This window comes from Stenotrophomonas sp. YJH_SMC_80, from assembly GCF_059372495.1.
Genome location: NZ_JCAFVP010000005.1, coordinates 180,379 through 199,206, shown reverse-complemented (window position 1 = coordinate 199,206; position 18,828 = coordinate 180,379). Strand labels below are relative to the sequence as shown.

The 18,828-nt window shown below is 66.3% G+C and carries 16 protein-coding genes; 5 read left to right on the top strand and 11 right to left on the bottom strand.

Annotation, left to right across the window (positions count from 1 at the left end; all coding sequences use genetic code 11):
• Together AC5P99_RS11300 and AC5P99_RS11295 are read left to right on the top strand one after the other, a co-directional pair.
• Positions 1-864: a sugar phosphate isomerase/epimerase family protein gene (locus AC5P99_RS11300; RefSeq protein ID WP_108270290.1), complete on the top strand. Its 864-nt coding sequence runs from the start codon at positions 1-3 to the stop codon at positions 862-864.
• 18 nt (positions 865-882) lie between these two features.
• Entirely contained in the window at positions 883-1,179 is a 297-nt protein-coding gene (locus tag AC5P99_RS11295; RefSeq protein ID WP_012479397.1) for a c-type cytochrome, read from the top strand.
• Positions 1,180-1,209: 30 nt separating this feature from the next.
• On the opposite strand, the gene AC5P99_RS11290 is transcribed toward AC5P99_RS11295, so the two are convergent.
• The 5 genes from AC5P99_RS11290 to AC5P99_RS11270 all read right to left on the bottom strand — a co-directional run bounded on the left by AC5P99_RS11290 (position 1,210) and on the right by AC5P99_RS11270 (position 5,936).
• Positions 1,210-1,968: a 3-keto-disaccharide hydrolase gene (locus AC5P99_RS11290; protein WP_049448744.1), complete on the bottom strand. Its 759-nt coding sequence runs from the start codon at positions 1,966-1,968 to the stop codon at positions 1,210-1,212.
• Positions 1,968-2,543 (bottom strand): gluconate 2-dehydrogenase subunit 3 family protein, encoded by a 576-nt coding sequence (locus AC5P99_RS11285; protein WP_005412559.1) that lies wholly within the window; start codon positions 2,541-2,543, stop codon positions 1,968-1,970. The genes AC5P99_RS11290 and AC5P99_RS11285 overlap by 1 nt, the downstream gene beginning before the upstream one ends.
• Positions 2,543-4,228: a GMC oxidoreductase gene (locus tag AC5P99_RS11280; RefSeq protein ID WP_495213164.1), complete on the bottom strand. Its 1,686-nt coding sequence runs from the start codon at positions 4,226-4,228 to the stop codon at positions 2,543-2,545. Before AC5P99_RS11280 ends, AC5P99_RS11285 begins: the two co-directional genes overlap by 1 nt.
• A gap of 27 nt (positions 4,229-4,255) precedes the next feature.
• A complete protein-coding gene (locus AC5P99_RS11275; RefSeq protein ID WP_088436898.1) occupies positions 4,256-5,161 on the bottom strand; it encodes a hydroxypyruvate isomerase family protein in 906 nt (301 codons plus the stop codon).
• 202 nt (positions 5,162-5,363) lie between these two features.
• A complete protein-coding gene (locus AC5P99_RS11270; protein ID WP_005408464.1) occupies positions 5,364-5,936 on the bottom strand; it encodes a single-stranded DNA-binding protein in 573 nt (190 codons plus the stop codon).
• Positions 5,937-6,228: 292 nt separating this feature from the next.
• Between AC5P99_RS11270 and AC5P99_RS11265 the strand changes: the two genes are divergently transcribed.
• The 3 genes from AC5P99_RS11265 to AC5P99_RS11255 all read left to right on the top strand — a co-directional run bounded on the left by AC5P99_RS11265 (position 6,229) and on the right by AC5P99_RS11255 (position 11,891).
• Positions 6,229-7,260, top strand: coding sequence for a LacI family DNA-binding transcriptional regulator (locus AC5P99_RS11265; protein ID WP_014646297.1), 1,032 nt, complete (start codon positions 6,229-6,231; stop codon positions 7,258-7,260).
• Between the two features lie 131 nt (positions 7,261-7,391).
• Complete coding sequence (locus AC5P99_RS11260; RefSeq protein ID WP_049448652.1) at positions 7,392-8,294, top strand: ABC transporter ATP-binding protein; 903 nt, start codon at positions 7,392-7,394, stop codon at positions 8,292-8,294.
• A 12-nt stretch (positions 8,295-8,306) separates the two neighbouring features.
• Complete coding sequence (locus AC5P99_RS11255) at positions 8,307-11,891, top strand: ABC transporter permease/M1 family aminopeptidase (RefSeq protein WP_446832410.1); 3,585 nt, start codon at positions 8,307-8,309, stop codon at positions 11,889-11,891.
• Between the two features lie 124 nt (positions 11,892-12,015).
• Here the strand turns inward: AC5P99_RS11255 and AC5P99_RS11250 are convergent, their stop codons facing one another.
• The 6 genes from AC5P99_RS11250 to AC5P99_RS11225 all read right to left on the bottom strand — a co-directional run bounded on the left by AC5P99_RS11250 (position 12,016) and on the right by AC5P99_RS11225 (position 18,820).
• Positions 12,016-12,309: a hypothetical protein gene (locus tag AC5P99_RS11250; RefSeq protein ID WP_049448648.1), complete on the bottom strand. Its 294-nt coding sequence runs from the start codon at positions 12,307-12,309 to the stop codon at positions 12,016-12,018.
• Complete coding sequence (locus AC5P99_RS11245; protein WP_049448646.1) at positions 12,306-12,770, bottom strand: GNAT family N-acetyltransferase; 465 nt, start codon at positions 12,768-12,770, stop codon at positions 12,306-12,308. The genes AC5P99_RS11250 and AC5P99_RS11245 overlap by 4 nt, the downstream gene beginning before the upstream one ends.
• Before the next feature lie 150 nt (positions 12,771-12,920).
• On the bottom strand, positions 12,921-13,307 hold the full coding sequence (locus AC5P99_RS11240) for an SseB family protein (protein WP_005412550.1): 387 nt from the start codon (positions 13,305-13,307) through the stop codon (positions 12,921-12,923).
• Positions 13,308-13,428: 121 nt separating this feature from the next.
• Positions 13,429-15,144: an alpha-amylase family glycosyl hydrolase gene (locus AC5P99_RS11235; RefSeq protein ID WP_049448645.1), complete on the bottom strand. Its 1,716-nt coding sequence runs from the start codon at positions 15,142-15,144 to the stop codon at positions 13,429-13,431.
• Complete coding sequence (locus AC5P99_RS11230) at positions 15,144-16,631, bottom strand: MFS transporter (RefSeq protein ID WP_012479383.1); 1,488 nt, start codon at positions 16,629-16,631, stop codon at positions 15,144-15,146. Before AC5P99_RS11230 ends, AC5P99_RS11235 begins: the two co-directional genes overlap by 1 nt.
• Positions 16,628-18,820, bottom strand: coding sequence for a glucosidase family protein (locus tag AC5P99_RS11225; RefSeq protein ID WP_495213163.1), 2,193 nt, complete (start codon positions 18,818-18,820; stop codon positions 16,628-16,630). Before AC5P99_RS11225 ends, AC5P99_RS11230 begins: the two co-directional genes overlap by 4 nt.
• Positions 18,821-18,828 lie beyond the last annotated feature (8 nt).

Here is an 18,828-nt window from a genome sequence, read left to right as displayed (position 1 = left end):
ATGAAAGCTCTTTTCCGTAGAAGTGCAAGTCTCATCCTGCTGCTCGCTGCCCTGCCCGTCTTCGCGAGCGAAGCCGCCACCACGCAGAAGCCGATCGCGGTGCAGATGTACACCCTGCGCAATGCAGGCTCGCTCGATCAGCAGTTGAAGATCGTCCACGACGCGGGCGTCCGTGCGGTGGAAACGGTCGGTACGCAGAACACCAGCGCCACCGAACTCAAGCAGCTGCTGGACCGGTATTCGATCAAGGCGGTTTCGTCGCACGTGCCACTGGCCGAGCTGCGGGGCAACCTGGATGGTGTGGTGACGTTCAACCGGTCGATCGGCAACAGCACGCTGGTGGTGCCTTACCTGGACCAGAAGGACCGCCCAACCGATGCCGCGGGTTGGACCGCATTGGGCAAGGAGCTGGGCCGCATCGCCAAGCAGGTGCGCGGCAAGGGCATGCGCCTGGCCTATCACAACCACGATTTCGAGCTGGCCGACTTCGACGGTCAGACCGGGCTGGAGCTGCTGTTCGCAGCGGCCGGGCCCGACCTGCAGACCGAGCTGGACCTGGCCTGGGTTGCACGCGCGGGCCTGGACCCGGCGGTGATGCTGGGAAAATTCCGTGGACGCGTGTTTGCGGTGCACGCCAAGGACAATGCGCCGAAGGGCCAGGCCCAGGATGAAGGCGGATTCGCCGCGGTGGGCCAGGGCGTGCTGGACTGGAACGCGATCCTGCCCGCCGCTGCGGCGGCCAAGGTGCAGTGGTACATCGTCGAACACGACCAGCCACGCGACCCGGCCAAGGTCATCCAGACCGGCGCGGACTACCTGCGTGAACACCTGCCCGCCAACGTGCCCACCCGTGCACGGCGCTGACGCATCAAGGAGCCCCACATGAAGATGATCCTGGCCCTGGCCCTGGCTCTGGGCGGCATGAGCACTTCAACGGCAGCCCGGGCCAAGGACGATCCTGCCGCCGGCGCGAAACTCTATGCCCAGCACTGCACTGCCTGCCACGGTGCTGAACGCGCCGGCGTACCGCCGACCTTCCCGGCGCTCACCGACGTCGGCAAGCGGCTTCAGCCCGCCCAGGTCAAGGACAAGATCAGGAAGGGCGGAGGATTGATGCCGCCCTTTGCCCAGCTGTCGCAGCAGGAGATCGACGACCTCGCCAGCTATCTGGCGAAGTAGGCGGCCGGCGACCACGCCGGCCGCGTGCCGCTACAGTTCGCGCACCCAGATGTTGCGGTAGCTGACCCTGGAGTCATGCTCCTGCAGATAGAGCGGCGCGCACGCATGGGGTGCGTACGAAGGCGCACCGATGTACTCGGTCCTGCCTGCCAGCACGGTGTCGTCCTGCACGAGTACGCCGTTGTGCAGCACGGTGATGCGCGCGGGGGACGTCAGGCCGCCGCCCTGCGAGAAGCGCGGCGCCTTCCAGATGATGTCGTAGACCTGCCACTGGCCCGGTGCGCGCGAGGCGTTCACCCGTGGCATGGCCTGCTTGTAGATCGAACCCGCCTGGCCGTTGGCATACGTCGGGTTGTTGTAACTGTCGAGCACCTGCAGCTCGTACAGTTCCTGCAGGAAGATGCCGCTGTTGCCCCGGTTCTGGCCGTCGAAGCCCTTCGTCTCGGTGGGGGTACGCCATTCGACATGCAGCTGGACATCGCAGAAGCGTTGCCGGGTGCGGATGCCCTTGCTGCCCGGAACGACGGTCATGGCGCCATCGGCAACCGTCCAGGGCACGCGCCCGCCCTGCTCTGCCTCCCACGCCGAGACATCCTTGCCATCGAACAGCACGATGGCATCGGAGGGGGCCTTGCCTGGCGGCGTGGCCACGACTGCGGGCACGGGCGTCCACACTTCGGTCTTCTTCGGGTCACGCGCAGCGTCGGCGCCGTCGTGAGCGAATGCGGATGCAGCGGCCAGCAGGCCGGCCGTGATCAACGCAGGGCGGAGCATCAGGGTGGCGTCCATCAGCTGGTCCCCCACGCGGGCGTACCGGGGACATAGGCCAGGTCACCGTCGTAGCGGCCCGGCACGGCGACGTACTGCAGCACACCGGTCGCCCCGACCTTTGAAGTGAAGAAGCCGAAGATGGCCAGCTGCTTGATCATCGTGAAGTAATGCGGCATGGCCTCGCCTTCCTCGGGAGTGCCGGTCTCGGTCACGTCGGCATTGCGTGCCTTGGCTTCGGCGTCCAGCGTTCGCAGCAACCCGGTGCGGGCTTCCGGCGTGAGCGATACGAAACGGCCACCGGCGCGCGTGTCGATGTCGGCCAGGCCGGCGCGGAACGTCGCCTGCTGCCGGGCGGTGTAACAGTCGCTGACGAACGTCGCCATGAACGCACCGGCACCCGCGTCCTTGGCCCCGGGCGTCCTTGTCCGCGGCAGGATGGTTTCGGCGATCTCGTCCAGCATGCCGATGTCGGCATCGGAGAACGCGGGCATCGCCCCGGCAGCCGGCACCTTGCCATGCACCAGCGCAGGCAGGCCAACCATGGCCGCACCGGTAGCGGCAACGATCATCTTCAACAGTTCGCGGCGATCCATCAGAGGTTCCCCGCTTTCAGTTCGCGTACCGCATGGTCGGCCGCGCGCGCGGTCAGCGCCATATAGGTCAGCGAGGGATTCACGCAGGCGCTGGAGGTCATGCAGGCACCGTCGGTCACATAGACATTGGGTGCATCCCAGACCTGGTTGTGCTGGTTCAATACCGAGCTCTTCCGGTCACGTCCCATGCGTGCGGTCCCCATCTCGTGGATGCCCTTGCCCGGGGCATAGTCGTTGTCGTGCATCTTCACGTCCTTGACCCCGGCCGCCTCCAGCATCTCGGCGGCATCGGCGGCCATGTCCTTGCGCATCGCCAGTTCATTGGCGCGCATGGACACGTCCATCGCCAGCACCGGCAGTCCCCATTTGTCCTTGCGGTCGTGGTCCAGGCGGATCGTGTTGTCGTGGTGCGGCAGCATTTCACCGAACCCGGTCATGCCGATGCGCCAGTCACCCGGCACGGTCAGTGCCTCCTTCAGATCGGCACCGATGTTGAGCTCGGCGATCTCGCGCGACCATCCGGTGCGGCTGGCACCGCCCTGGTAGCCGAACCCGCGCAGGTAGCCACGCTTGTCGGCCGCGACGTTGCGGAACCGCGGAATGTAGAAGCCGCAGGGACGGCGGCCGAAGTAGTACTTGTCTTCGTAACCCTCGACCCGGCCCGAGGCACCGGCCCCGAAATGATGGTCCATCACGTTGTGCCCCAACTCGCCGGACGAAGAGCCCAGCCCGCCGTCCCAGACGTCGGTGGCCGAATTCATCAGCAGCCACGTCGAGTTGAACGACGATGCATTGAGGAAAATGGCCTTGGCCGTGTACTGGTAGGTCTGCCCGGTCTCGGCATCGATGACCTCCACGCCGCGCGCGCGCTTGCGGTCCTTGTCGTAGAGCACTTCCTTGACGATCGAGAACGGCCGCAAGGTCAGATTGCCGGTCTTCATCGCCGCTGGCAGCGTCGCCGCCTGGGTCGAGAAATAGGCACCGAAGGGACAGCCCAGGATGCACTTGTTGCGGTACTGGCAGTTCACGCGCCCCTGCTCGGGCATCGGCTGGGTGATGTTGGCAGTGCGCGAGTGGATCATGTGCCGCGTTCCGCCGAAGGCCTTCTTGATGCGCGCGGCCACATCCTTCTCGACGATGTTCAGGGGAATCGGCGGCAGGAACTCGCCGTCCGGCAGCACGTCCAGTCCTTCGCGCGTGCCGGCGATGCCGGCGAACTTCTCCACGTGGTCGTACCACGGCGCGATGTCGGCGTAGCGGATCGGCCAGTCGGTGGCGATGCCGTCCTTGAGGTTGGCCTCGAAATCCAGATCGGAGAAGCGATAGCTCTGCCGCCCCCACATCAAGGAACGACCACCGACGTGGTAGCCACGGAACCAGTCGAAGCGCTTGGTCTCGATGTAGGGCGATTCCTGTTCGTTGGCCCACATTCCTTCCAGGTTCTCGGCCAGGCCGTAGTCGCGCATCAGCACCGGGAAGGCGGCCTTCATCGCCTGCGTTGGCCGGTTGCGGTGCGGGAAATCCCACGCCTCCTTCATCGCGTTGACGTAGTCCTTGACGTGCTCGATGTTGCGCCCGCGTTCCAGCATCAGGACCTTCAGGCCCTTCTCGGTCAGCTCCTTCGCCGCCCAACCGCCACTGATTCCCGAGCCAACAACAATGGCGTCGTAGTGATTATCTGCCATGGGTTTCTCACCTGGGTGGATATCGTTTCAGACGTCGCAGAGGCGGATCGCCTCGCGCAATGAGGCAACGGGATCGGGCGCTGCAGGCGTGAATTCCTGCGCCAGATACCCCTTGAAACCGGTGTCGCGGATCGCGCGACAGATGGCTGGATAGTGGAGCTCCTGCTGGTCTCCGATCTCGTTCCGGCCGGGCACGCCTGCGGTGTGGTAGTGCTTGAAGCAGGCGTGATGCTTGCCGATGGTGGCGATGATGTCGCCCTCCATGATCTGCATGTGGTAGATGTCGTAGAGCAGGCCGAAATTGTCCGAGCCGAGCCGCTGGCACAGCTCTACACCCCACGCAGAGTGGTCGCACAGGTAGTCGCGATGATCGACCTTGGAGTTGAGCAGCTCCATCACCAGCACCACGCCGCGCTTCTCGGCATGTCCGAGGATGCGCTTGAGCCCAGCCTCGGCATTGGCCATGCCGTCCTGCGGGTCCATACCGTTGCGGTTGCCGGAAAAGCAGATGAGGTTTCGATAGCCGGCATCGGCGACCAGATCGATGTGCCGCGTGTAGCGTTCCACCAGCTGGTCGTGGAACTCGCGGCCGGCAAAGCCCTTGGTCAGGCCCAGTTCCGCGCCGTTGCACATCGAGCTGTACACGCCATTCGCCTGCAGCGTGGGCCAGTCTTCCGGGCCGACCAGGTCGATCGCGGCAAAGCCGATGTCCTTCACCGTCGTGCAGAGCTGGGCAACGGACAGCTGCGGGAAGGTCCAGCGTGCGACGGAATGCTTCAGGTTGCCCTTGAGTGGCGCCGTGGCGGCGAATGCGGGCAATGCGCCCGCGGTTGTCGCGGCCCCCAGGCCAATGCTGCCGGCAACTGCGATGCGCAGCGCATCGCGCCGCGTGAGCCCCCTCGAAGGAGCCGGTCTGATCGAATGGATGGACATCCACCTTCCGGCCTCCCAACCGGTATCAAACGCAACGATTCACAGCAATGCAATCGATTGCACCATAGGGGAGGAAATTGTCTGTTTGCAAGTCGCGGTGCACGAAAAACTGATGGTGCGAGGCACAACGCAGATGGCATCGCGCAAAAAGAAAAGCCCCGCATGAGCGGGGCTTTCTTTTCTGCTGCGAACGAGCGTTCGATCAGAACGGAATATCGTCGTCAGCGAAGTCGTCCATCGGCGGCGCCTGCTGCGGCTGCGGGCGCTGGTTGCCACCCTGGTTGCCGTAGCCACCACCCTGGTTGCCGCCCTGATTGCCATAACCACCACCCTGGCCGCCACGCTGGCCGCCGCCACCGCCGTACTCCTGGCGCGGGGCCTGCTGGCGCTGCGGACGATCGCCGCCGTAGTTGCCACCACCGCCGCCGCCGCCGCCTTCACCGCGGCCGCCCAGCATCTGCATTTCATCGGCAATGATGTCGGTGGAGTACTTCTCCACGCCGTCCTGGCCGGTGTACTTGTCGTAGCGCAGGCTGCCTTCGACGTAGACCGAGCTGCCCTTGCGCAGGTACTCGCCGGCGATCTCGCCGAGCTTGCCGAAGAACACCACGCGGTGCCATTCGGTGCGCTCCTGCTGGTTGCCATCCTTGTCCTTGCGGACGCTGGTGGTGGCCAGGCTGATGCGGGTGATCGCCATGCCGCCCTGGGTGTACTTCACGTCCGGGTCGTTGCCGAGATTGCCGACCAGGATGACTTTGTTGATGCCGCGCGCCATAGGTACCTTCGTCCGTTGTCCAGGGGCAGACCGCCAGTGATAGCACAGCCCCGGGCGGGGGTGCAGTAGGCGAGGCCGCCCCTGTTGAAATTTGGGGGAATGCGAGAACGATGCATCTTAGCATTGCCGCCGCCATCCGCCCGGTCAGAAGACCCCGGCCGCGCAGGAGGATTGAACTGATTTCCTTGTCCGGCAATGACTTACCCTCGCTTCGGTGGACATCCGGAGGGGGATTGGCGTCTGCCCATGGCATCATGCCCAAGCTCCTCCCCCTGCCCCCTCCCGCGTTCCCATGACGATCAAAGGCAAAGCCACCTCCCTGGACATCGCCCACCTGGCCGGGGTCTCCCAGCCGACCGTGTCGCGGGCCCTGCGTGGCAGCCCGATGGTCAACGCCGAGACCCGCGAGCGCATCCTGCGCATCGCCCGCGAGCTGAACTACAAGGTCGACAAGAACGCCTCCAGCCTGCGCCTGCGCAATGCCGGCACTCTGGCCCTGCTGTTCTTCGAGGACCCGACCAACGACGACTCGCTGATCAACCCGTTCTTCCATTCGATGCTCGGCTCGATCACCCGCGCCTGCGCCCTGCACGGGCAGGACCTGCTGGTCTCGTTCCAGCAGCTGTCCACCGACTGGCAGGCCGATTACGAGGACAGCAACAAAGCCGACGGCATCATCCTGCTCGGCTACGGCGACTACCACGAATCGCGCGATCGCCTGCAGCGGCTTGTCGAACAGGGCACGCACTTCGTGCGCTGGGGCGCCGCGCTGCCCGGCCAGCCGGGCGTGTCGATCGGCAGCGACAACTTCCAGGGCGGGCATGACATCACCACCCACCTGTTACAGCAGGGCTGCCGCCGCATCGCCTTCCTCGGCCATGCCTCCAGCCATTACCCCGAATTCCAGGAGCGCTACCGCGGCCATGTCGCGGCCCTGCAGGACCACGGCCTGGCCGCCGAACCGGCACTGCAGCACGATGCGATCACCACCGAGGCGTCCGGCCAGGAAGCCTGCCAGGCGCTGCTGGCACGCGGTGAACCGATCGATGCGATCTGCGCCGCCAGCGACCTGATCGCCATCGGCGCGATGCGGGCCCTGCGCGAGGCCGGCCTGCGGGTGCCACAGGACGTGGCGGTGACCGGCTTCGACGACATCCCGCTGGCGGCCTCGGTATCCCCGGCGCTGACCACGGTGCAGCAGGACACCAAGCAGGCTGGGCAGCTGCTGGTGGAACGCCTATTGGCCCTGATCGGGCGACAGCCGGTGGACAGCCAGAGCATCCCGGTGAAGCTGGTGGTGCGGGAATCGTCGCTGCGCGGGTAGGCACCGCAGGGCCGGCGCCCCTACCAACGCAGGACGGCCGGATTCTCCCCCCCCATGACCAACGGCGGATGCGCACGGACGCTGATGCGCGGATAACGCGCAGACATCGCCCATGGAAAGGTGTACGTCACATGCTGAAGATCGATTCGCTGTCGAAGACGTACGCCAACGGCGTGCATGCGCTCAACAACGTCAACCTGGACATCCCGCGCGGCATGTTCGGCCTGCTCGGCCCCAACGGCGCCGGCAAGTCGTCGCTGATGCGCACGCTGTCCACCCTGCAGGAGGCCGACAGCGGAACGGCGACGCTCAGCATTCCAGGCGAGGCGCCGATCGACGTGCTGCGCGACAAGGACGCGGTGCGCCGCCGCCTGGGCTACCTGCCGCAGGATTTCGGCGTGTACCCGAAAGTCAGCGCGCTGGACCTGCTGGAGCATTTCGCAGTGCTCAAGGGCCTGACCCAGCGCGCGCGGCGCCGCGAGGTGGTCGATGGGCTGCTGCAGCAGGTGAACCTGTGGGACGCGCGCAAGCGCAAGCTGGGCACCTACTCCGGCGGCATGCGCCAGCGCTTCGGCATTGCCCAGGCGCTGCTGGGTGACCCGCGGCTGGTGATCGTCGATGAACCCACCGCCGGCCTCGACCCGGAAGAACGCAACCGCTTCCTCAACCTGTTGGCGGCGATCGGCGAGAACGTGGCGGTAATCCTCTCCACCCACATCGTCGAGGACGTGACCGATCTGTGCCCGACGATGGCGATCATGAACAAGGGCCAGGTGCTGCTGACCGGGCGCCCGGCCGATGCCATCGACGCCCTGCAGCAGCAGGTCTGGCGCAAGCAGGTTGATCCTTCGGAACTGGCCGACCACGAAGCGCGCTATGTGGTGCTGTCGACCCGCCTGGTCGGTGGCCGCCCGGTGATCCACGTGCACAGCGCCAACGACCCCGGCGACGGCTTCGCGGCCGTGGCTCCCGACCTCGAGGACGTGTACTTCCAGCGCCTGCGCCTGCAGGCCCGTGCCCGCGCGGCAACCTGAGCGGAGCACGCCATGATCCTCAACTTCTTCCGCTTCGAGCTGCGCGAGCAGCTGCGATCCCCGCTGCTGTGGCTGCTGGCCGGGCTGTTCGCCCTGCTTGCCTTTGCCGCCGCGTCCAGCGACGCCGTGCAGATCGGTGGCGGCACCGGCAACGTGCACAGCAACGCGCCCACCGTGATCGCGCAGATGCTGGGCATCTTCACCCTGCTCGGCATGCTGGTCACCGCGCTGTTCGTCAGCAACGCGCTGTTGCGTGACTTCGAACTCGGCACTGCCGAACTGATCTTCGCCAGCCCGGTGAAGCGCCGCGATTACCTGGCCGGGCGCATCGCTGCCGCCCTGGCGGCCGGGCTGCTGGTCTACATCCTGATCGCGTTCGGCCTGTGGCTGGCGCCGTTCATGCCATGGGTCGATCCCGAGCGCATGGGCCCGATCAGCTGGCAGGGCTATGCCTGGACGTTCGCGGTCATCGTCATTCCGAACCTGTTGTTCACCACCGCACTGCTGTCGCTGCTGGCAGCGCTGACCCGCTCGATCCTGTGGGTCTACATCGGCCTGGTGGCCTACCTGGTCCTGTACGGCGCCAGCGCGGCCCTGCTGCGCGACATCGACAATACGTGGATCGCGGTGCTGAGCGAACCGCTGGGCATGCGCGCACTCGGCCGTACCATCCGCTACTGGTCCACTGCCGAACGCAACAACGGGATTCCCGAGCTGGCCGGTTACCTGCTGGCCAACCGCGCCCTGTGGTTGGGCGTGGCTGCCGCGCTGTTCGCCGCCACCTTCGCGCTGTTCCGCACCGAACGCAGCGGCAGTGGCCGTCCACGCTGGGGCCGCAGGCAGGCGCAACCGGCTGCCGATGCCAGCGTGGTCCGCCCCACCCGCGCGACACTGCCGCGCGTGATACCGGCGTTCACTGCCAGCACGGCGTGGCAGCAGTTCCTGCGCCAGGTCCGCTTCGATACACGCGGCGTCCTGCGCAGCGTGCCGTTCATCGTGCTGCTGGTATTGGGCCTGGCCAATTTCCTGCCCAGCGCGCTGTTCCGGCAGACCCTGTACGGCACCTCGATCTGGCCGGTCACCTCGCAGATGATCATGGGCCTGCAGGGGGCCTTCAGCTGGCTGCTGGTGATCATCGTGCTGTTCTTCGCCGGTGAGCTGGTCTGGAAGGAACGCAGTGCGCGCATCAATGAAGTGACCGATGCCATGCCAGTGCCGAACTGGGTGCCGCTGCTGGCCAAGTTCACCGCACTGCTGGCCGTGATCGTCTGCTTCCAGGCCGCCGGCGCGCTGGCCGCGATGGGCGTGCAGCTAGCCAAGGGCTACACGCATCTGGAGCCGTTGCTGTACCTGCGCAGCCTGGCGCTGGATTCGGTGGTCTACATCCTGATGGGGGGCCTGGCGCTGGTGCTGCAGGTGCTCACCAACAACAAGTTCGTCGGTTACGCATTGCTGATCGTGGTGATGATCGGTCAGGGCGTGCTCGGCCTGCTCGACTACACGCAGAACCTGTACAACTTCGGCAGCTGGCCCAACGCGCCCTATTCGGACATGAACGGCTACGGCCACTTCCTGACCGGGCAGCTGGCGTTCCAGGGCTACTGGGCGCTGTTCCTGCTGACCTTGATGTGCCTGGCGTCGGCCTTCTGGGTACGAGGTGTCAGCCAGAGCCTGCGCCAGCGCCTGGCCCTGGCCGGCCGTCGCCTGCGCGGCCCGACCGGTGCCTTCGCCGCAGTGGCCGCCCTGGCCTTTGTCGCCGTGGGCGGCTGGCTGTACTGGAGCACCAACATCCGCAACGAGTTCCTTTCCCCGGATCAACAGCTGGACCTGCAGGCCCGCTACGAGCGCGAGCTGTCGAAGTACCGCAACCTGCCGCAGCCCCGCATCGTGGCGGTGGACAACCGCGTGGACGTGTTCCCCGAATCGCAGTCGATGGTGATCGATGCGAACTGGACGGTGCGCAATACCCACGCCACGCCGATCCAGGACGTGCACGTCTCGATGGGCGATGACAAGCAGCTGGTCGCGGTCGACCTGGGTGGGCAGACACTATCGATGCATGACGCCGATCTCGGCTACCGCATCTACCGCCTGCAGAAACCGCTGCAACCGGGTGAGACCCGCAGCGTGCATTTCCGGGTGGTGCAGAAGCCCAACGGCATCACCGCGGGCCAGGCACCAAGCAACATCGTCGACAACGGCACCTTCTTCAACAGCCGCGTACTGCCGTCGTTCGGCTACAACGAAGGCGCCGAGATCACCGATCGCAACGAGCGGCGCAAGCGCGACCTGGGTGAGCCGCGGCGCATGCCCAAGCTGGAAGACGAAGCCGCGCGTGCCAACACGTACATAGCCAACGATGCCGACTGGCTCGACTTCCGCACCACGGTCTGCACGGCACCGGACCAGGTGGCGCTGGCCCCGGGCTACCTGCAGCACGAGACCACGGTCAACGGCCGACGCTGCTTCAGCTATGCCATGGATCGACCGATGCTGAACTTCTACGCCTATCTGTCGGCGCGCTGGGAGGTGCGCAAGGCAAAGTACAAGGACATACCGATCGAGGTCTACTTCGACCCGGCGCACGGCTACAACGTGGACCGGATGATCGAAGCGGTGCAGAAATCGCTGGCCTACTACGAGGCGAACTTCACCCCGTACCAGCATCGCCAGGTGCGCATCATCGAGTTCCCGGGTTATGCCCGCTTCGCGCAGTCGTTCGCCAACACCATCCCCTACTCCGAGGCCATCGGTTTCATCGCCGACCTGCGTGACCCGGACAAGGTGGACTACGTGTTCTACGTAACCGCGCACGAGATCGCGCACCAGTGGTGGGCGCACCAGGTGATCGGTGCCAATGTGCAGGGCGCGACGGTGCTGTCCGAATCGCTGTCGCAGTATTCGGCACTGATGGTGATGGAGCAGGAGTACGGCCGCCAGCACATGCGCCAGTTCCTCAAGCGCGAACTGGACGGCTACCTGTCCGGCCGCGGCGGCGAGGCCATCGAGGAACAGCCGCTGGAACGTGTGGAGAACCAGCAGTACATCCACTACCAGAAGGGTTCGCTGGTGTTCTACCGGCTGCGCGAGGAGATTGGCGAGCAGGCGCTTAACCGCGCATTGAAGCGCTTCCTGCAGGACAAGGGGTACCAGCAACCGCCGTACACCACCTCACGCGAGCTGCTGGACTACATCCGCGCCGAGACCCCGGCCGACCGCCAGCAGCTGGTCACCGACCTGTTCGAGAAGATCAGCTTCTACGACAACCGCGTGATGGCCGCCAGCGCCCGCAAGCGCGATGACGGCCGCTACGACGTGACCCTGGACCTGCACGCCGCCAAGCAGTACGCCGACGGCAAGGGCAAGGAGAGCGACGGAAAGATGGATGACTGGGTCGAGGTCGGCGTGTTCGCCAATGGGCCTTCAGGCAAGGAACGCGACCAGAGAGTGCTGTACCTGCAGCGTCATCACATCACCAGCACCGATCCGAAGATCACGGTGACGGTGGATGAAAAGCCGGACGAAGCAGGCTTCGATCCCTACAACAAGCTGATCGACCGGGTGAGCGATGACAACCGGCGCAAGGTGACGATGTGAGGTAACGGAGCGCCGGCCTATGCGCCGGCGCTCCACGCAACACGTGCGGGCTTGGCTTGGCTTGGCTCGCCCTACTGTAGTGCCGAGCCATGCTCGGCACATTGTCCACGACAGTCGCGAAGGTTCAGCGCACCGGGGCCTTCGGCCCCAGCAATGCCAGCAGCACATAGACCACGATCGAGGCGATGGTGCCGAGCGCCGCCGGCAACCCGAATGCCCACGCCGAACGGCGCTGCTGGCGCGCCCACTGGGCCAGATGCCAGGCCGCGCCCAGGTTGATCAGCCAGGCAATGACGAACACCGGCCACAGCACCATGCCCACCGCGCGCAGCAGGGGCATGGACACCAGCGCGGCAACGATCGCCGCGATCAGGAAGATCAGGGCCGAGCGGGGATGGCGCGATGTGGATGCGCTCATGCGGCCAACCTGCGCACCATCACCAGCACGCGATAGCTGCGGTTGTCGGCTTCCTGCAGCGGCTTCCAGCCCAGCCGCGCATACAGCCCACCGTCCAGGGCCTCGGTCTGCAGGTAGAGATCGGAAACCCCCATCCGCACCGCCTGCGCCGCTGCTTGCTCCACCAGCGCGCCAGCCAGCCCACGCCCGCGATGGCTGTCGGCCACGAACACGCTGCCCAGCCAATGTTCGTACTGTGGGAACGCCTGCATTTCCCGCCGCTTGAGCTGGACTGCGCCAAGCACCTGACCGTCATCGAATACGGCGATCAGGTGCGGGAAACCTTCGGCGTCCTGTGGCGGATTGAGCCGCTGCAGCTCCTGTTCCAGTGTCAGGCCGGCGTCCTGGCCCCATTCCGCGTGGTACCACTGGGCCAATTGCTGCCGTTCCGGTGCGTCGGCGGGTAGTCCCCTGAATTCCATGGCAATGCCTCGATCCCGATGTCACCCAAGGGGATCATGGACGGCGCCCGAAGGGAAGCCTTCTGTAAAGTCGAGCCATGCTCGACACATCAGGCCATGCGCGAAAGGCAGTCGAGCATGGCTCGACGCTACAAATGGCCCGACGGCAACTCAGCCTTGGGCGAAGTCCTTCAGGATCTCGCCAACGCCGCTGGGCGAGATCTCAAAGCCCAGCGAAGTACCCGGGTTGATCACCACGCCGTAGCCACCCGGCACGCGGCGCAGCACGTCCAGCATCAGCCAGCGGATCTGGTGTTGCGCCTGCTGGCTGTAGACGCCCACCCGCGACGGCTCGGTGAACACCGCCACATGCAGGGTGCCCTGCTTGTCGAACAGCAGCGGGTCGAAGCCGCTGCCGTCCGGGGTGACCAGGCTGCCGGTCAGCAGCACTACCTCGGAAGCGACGAAGGCCTCCATGAAGGCGCGGATCGGCACCGCCCCGTCCATCGCCGCCTTCAGCAGGGTTTCGATCGGGGTCTGCGGGGCGAGGTCGGTCATGGCGATACGGCGGGGCGTGAGGGGTGCCTATTGTGCCGGATGCGGCCAAACCCGGTAGTGCCGGCCGCTGGCCGGCATCTGCAGGTACCCGGAATCCGGGGCTGCCGGCCAGCGGCCGGCACTACCGCCCCAGACGCTGGTCCCGCGCCTTCTGGTCGGCCATCGCCTTGTCCAGCTCGGCTTGCAGTGCCGGCTGCTGAACGGCGGCATCCAGCACGTAGACCTTCACGCCGTGCGCGGGCACGTCGGCCTTCAGCGGACCGTTCACCTGCAACGAACCGCCGTCCAGCGCATCACGCCAGCGGCCGGCCTGAACGAAGCGCGTCACGCTGAAGGTCTTCGTCTGGTCACCCTTGTTCAGCAGCACCAGCGCGGTCTGCGCCACCTCGCCATGCTGCAGCACGCGGAAGAACACTGCCTCATCACCCTGCAGGCGCTCATTCACCTGCAGGCCGCGCTGCAGCGCCGGGGTGACTTCGCGCAGTCGCGCGATACGCTGCAGCGGCGCGAAGATCGGGCTCTTCGGCGCCGCATCCACACGCGGCTGGCCGAAGTAGGCGCGGTTGCCGGCGTGCTCTGCGCGGCCACGCATGAAACCGGTCTCCGAGCCGTAATAGACCACCGGAATGCCACGCGCGGTGAACAGCCAGTTGTGCGCATCGATGAAACCGCTGTCGCTGGCCTGCAGGCGCGGCATGTCGTGGTTGTCGTAGAAGCTCATCAGCTCGTACGGATTGGCGTACGGTCCGTCGCTCAGGTGCAGCGGCTCGGCCAAGGTCTCGAAGCCCTTGCCGGCGGTGCCGAAGGTCTGCTCCAGTGCACCGCGCAGCGGGAAGTCGAGCACACTGACATTGGCGTTGGCCGGCCAAGTGTGCTCGGCAATGGTCGCCGCGTTGTAGTCGAAGGCTTCGCCAAACATGAACATGCCCGGATGCTCGGCGCGGATGCGCTTGACGAAGGCATGCCACCACGGGTGCGGCAGCCAGCCGATGGTGTCGATGCGCAACGCGTCCACGCCCTGCGCGGTCCACTGCAGGTAGGCGCCGACCAGGTAGTCCATCACCGCCGGATTGTCCTGGTTGAAGTCCGACAGCTCGGCCAGGTTGCCGTCGAAGATCGAACCGTCCTTGCTGTCGACCGGACCGATATTGTTGTAGAACGCGTGCAGCGGGTTGTGCTTTGGATCCAGTTTCTGCGGCGGCAGGTTCTGGTGGTCGGCAATCAGCGTTCCGTCCTTGTCGAAGATCTGCCCGAACTGCGGCTGCCGCGTCGGCATGGTCCAGGCCGGCGAACCGTGGTTGCCCACGATATCCAGCACCACCTTCAAGCCAGCACCGTGCAGGCCCTTGGTCAGCCCGGCGAAGTCCAGGTCCCTGCTCGGCAGGTGCTCGTCGAGCTTGTAGAAATTGATGCCCCAGTAGCCGTGGTAACCGGTCTTGCCACGATCGGTCAGCGTGCTGGTACAGCTGATCGGCTTGCTGCCGGTAAAGGCCTCGTCCGGGTTGTCGACGATGGGCGTGATCCACACCGCACCGAAGCCCAGGTTGCGGATGTACTGCGCATTGTCGAGCACGCCACGGAAGTCGCCGCCGAGGTAGCCGATGTTGCCGTCCACCTTGTCCGGGCATGGCACCGGGATATCGAAGGTGCGGTGCGCGCCACCCTGGTCACGATGGTCGTTGGACGGGTCACCGTTGACAAAGCGGTCGGTGACCACGAAGTACACCGCATCGCTGGCGAACGGCTCGGTGGTGCCGACGTAGTCCGGGCGCGGCGCGGCCGCGGCCTGGCCGGCGAACAGGGCAAGGGAAACAGCAACAGCCAGGACACCACGCATCACACCACCTCCGGACGGGACGGAACCCGCAGCACGCACAAGCCGGCCAGGAACAGGCTGCAGCCGCCCAGCACCAGCACATGCATCGGCTGGCCACCCAGCCATGCGCGCAGGGCAAAGCCAAGCGCGCTGGCCGCCACCAGCTGCGGGATCACGATGAAGAAATTGAAGATGCCCATGTACACACCCATCTTCGACGCCGGCACGCTGTCGGACAGCAGTGCATACGGCAACGACAGGATCGAGGCCCAGGCAAAGCCCACACCTACCATCGACAGCAGCAGCCAGTGCGGGTCGCGGATGAACATCAGCGAGACCAGGCCGGCGCCGCCCAGCCACAGGTTGACCAGGTGGCTCCAGCGCAGGCCGATCGCACGCACCATCGGCGGAATCAGCACCGCCGCCAGCGCAGCGAAGCCGTTGTAGGCGCCAAACAGCACGCCCACCCAGTTGGCACCTTCGTTGTAGGCGGCCGACTGTGGATCGGTCGAACCGAAGTGGGTACCGGCCACCGCAGCGGTGGTGTAGATCCACATGGCGAACAGCGCGAACCACGAGAAGAACTGCACCCACGCCAGGCGGCGCATGGTGACCGGCATCGCGCGCAGGTCGCCGACGATGGCGGCCAGCATATGCGTGGCCGGCAGCGCGCGCGCCGCCGCCAGCAGCAGGCCGTAGCCGGCGCACAGGCCGGCCAGCACGTACAGCATCCTGTCGCCTTGCCGCCAGGTGATCAGCAGCGCCAGCAACACACCCAACCCAAGCCACAGGGTCACCCGCGTCCATGAAGCCGGGCCGTTGATCGCGGCCGCCGCGTGATGTTCCGGTGGCTCGGCATCATCGAACCCGGCCAGCTCCGCCGGTGAATATTCGCGGGTGCTGACCACCGTCCAGGTGATCGCCGCGAGCAGCACCACCGCGCCGAAGTAGAACGCATAGCGCACAGTGTCGGGCACTTCCCCGGCGGCCGCGGTGTTGGCAACGCCGAAGTGGGCCAGGATGAATGGCAGGAAGCTGGCGACGATGGCGCCCACGCCGATGAAGAAGCTCTGCATCGCGTAGCCGGCCGGACGCTGGCGTGGCGCCAGCTGGTCGCCGACAAAGGCACGGAACGGCTCCATCGATACGTTGATCGAGGCATCCAGCACCCACAGCGTCCCGGCCGCGATCCACAGCGTCGGCGAGTTCGGCATCACCAGCAGCGCCAGCGTGGTCAACACCGCACCGATCATGAAGTACGGACGACGACGACCCCAGCGGGTCCAGGTGCGGTCGGACAGGTAACCGATCACCGGTTGCACCAGCAGGCCGGTCAGCGGCGCGGCAATCCACAGCCCGGGTACCGCGTCGATGTCCGCACCCAGCGTCTCGAAGATGCGGCTGGCGTTGGCGTTCTGCAGGGCGAACCCGAACTGGATGCCGAGGAAGCCGAAACACATGTTCCAGATCTGCCAGAACGACAGCTGCGGTTTGGCGGGACGATTCATCGTGCACCCTCTTCCATCGCCACCGGCGCCACCGTCAGCGCCTGCACCTGAGCCTGGTTGAGCACGCCCTCGCGGCCGCCCTTGCCACCGGTGTAGTGCGCGAAATGTTCAAGCGCGCTCATGTTGAAGCCCTCTTCAAGCGCAACCGTGCATTGCCCCTTTGGCACCGTGAATGTTGCCGAGGTCGAGTCCTGCACGGCCACGCTGTGCGGCAGCGTGACCGTATGCCGCTGCAACGGCGGGCCCGGGCACTGCAGCACCAGCTGCTTGACCGCAGCCGTGACGCCGGTGTTGATCGGCCCGTTCGGGTTGCGGTACTGCAGGCGCAGGCGCACCTGCCCGGCCTTGGCCGAGGTGAACTGCCAGCGTTCCTCGCCCTTCAGCACCTGCTGCGGACCGACGCAGAGCATCGGGCTGTGCAGCGATTCCAACGTGCCTTCGCGTCGGGTCAGGCTGAGGCAATGCTGCAGGCCATCGTCGTTGACGCGCGCCACGCCGTTGCTGTCGGTCACCGCCTTGCCGTCCTTCCACAGCACCTGATCGGCTGCCACCGCAACGTTCCAGCCCGCGCCCTTGCGCAGGGCCTGCGGCGCAACCGGCGCGGCCGGCGCACGCACGTTGGCATCCGCAGTCGTGGCAGCGAAACCGGTTGCTGCCGGGGCGGCGACCAGCTGCACCGTCGTGGTGCTGCCACGCGTGGTGGTTCTGCCGGCCACCAGCAGGCCATCGCCCACGCTCTGCGGACGCTCCAGCACATAGCGCTTGCCAGTGACTTCCAGGCTGATGCTGCGCTGCGTGCCGAACAGTTCCGGCACCAGCGCGGCCGGCAGCTTGGGCTGCACGCGGCCATCGTCCTGCACGCCGAACACGCCTTCGACCACCATCGACAGATACCCGGCCACCGACCACAGCTGGCGTTCGGAGTTGACCACCGGGCCGCTCAGCGCGCCTTCCTCGACATGCACGGCCTGGCTGACCAGCTCGTAGTTCTCCATGTTGGAACCGGCCAGCGCGGCGCCCCGCATCAGCGAACGGATCTCGGCGGCGATGCGCGGCGCATCGTCCAGCTGCCGCGCCGCACGCAGCGAGTAGGCGCTGACAAACGGCCAGATCGCACGGTTGTGGTAGATCGGCTGCTGCGCTTCCTGCGGCCAGACCACGGGGCTGCCGGCTGGCCCCATCGGGTAAGCAGCCAGTGCACGGCGCGCGCGCTCGGGCGGCAGCACCCCGGCGACGATGCCCAGCGACAGGCCAAGCAGATCGACCTTGGCGTACGGCACCGGGTGCGCGGCTTCGCCGATGTAGCTCATGTACTGGCCGATATCCTCGCGCCAGAAGCGCGCATCGATCTGCTGCGCCAACGCATCGGCCCACGCCTTGTAGTCGGCCGCGCGGGCGTCGCCGTGCTGGCCGGCCAGGCGTTCGGCCAGGCGCAGTGCCTGGTAGTGCAGCACGTTGGTGGACAGTGCGTAGGAATCACCGATGAAGCGCACGTCCTCGCGGGTCCAGTCCGGATAGGTCTGCTCGCGCCAGTCCAGGAACGAGGTCTCGCCACGGTACAGGCCCACCTGCGCGTCGAACACCATCGCGCGGTCCTGCGCCAGCGTGCCCTTCAGCGCCTGCCAGACCTGGTCGGCAAACGCGCGATCCTCCAGCAGATGACGTGCCGCCAGGAACCACACCACGCGATCGCTGCTGATCGGCCAGCTGCCACCGGAACCGGTGTCCTGCGCCACGAACAGGCCGGGCGTGTGCCCGTCGCGCGCCGCCGACAGCTTGAACTGCAGCGACTGCCGGGTGCGCTCCGGGTCCAGCCGCGCCAGCGCCAGATCGGCGGCGAAGCTGACATCGCGGGTCCACACATAGGGCCAGCGCGCGCCGGTCTGGAAGCACTCGCACGGCACCGGTCGGCCTTCGTCGAACGCGGGATCGCGAATCGCGTCCACGCGGTCCTGGTCCATCTCCTGCTGGGCCAGCGCGAACAACGCGTCGAACATCACGCTGCCGGTCTGGCTGCGCATCGGTGCGGCTGCGATCTGCACTGCGCCCTTCGGCGCATGCAGAACAAAGCCGCCGTTGGCAGCGGCTTCGGCGCGCGCATGGCGGCCGTCGAATTGCAGGTCGGCCGCCTGCGCGGTCGATCCCAGCGCTGCCCCCAGGGCAGCGGTCAGGCAAATGATCTTCAGCATCGAAGCGG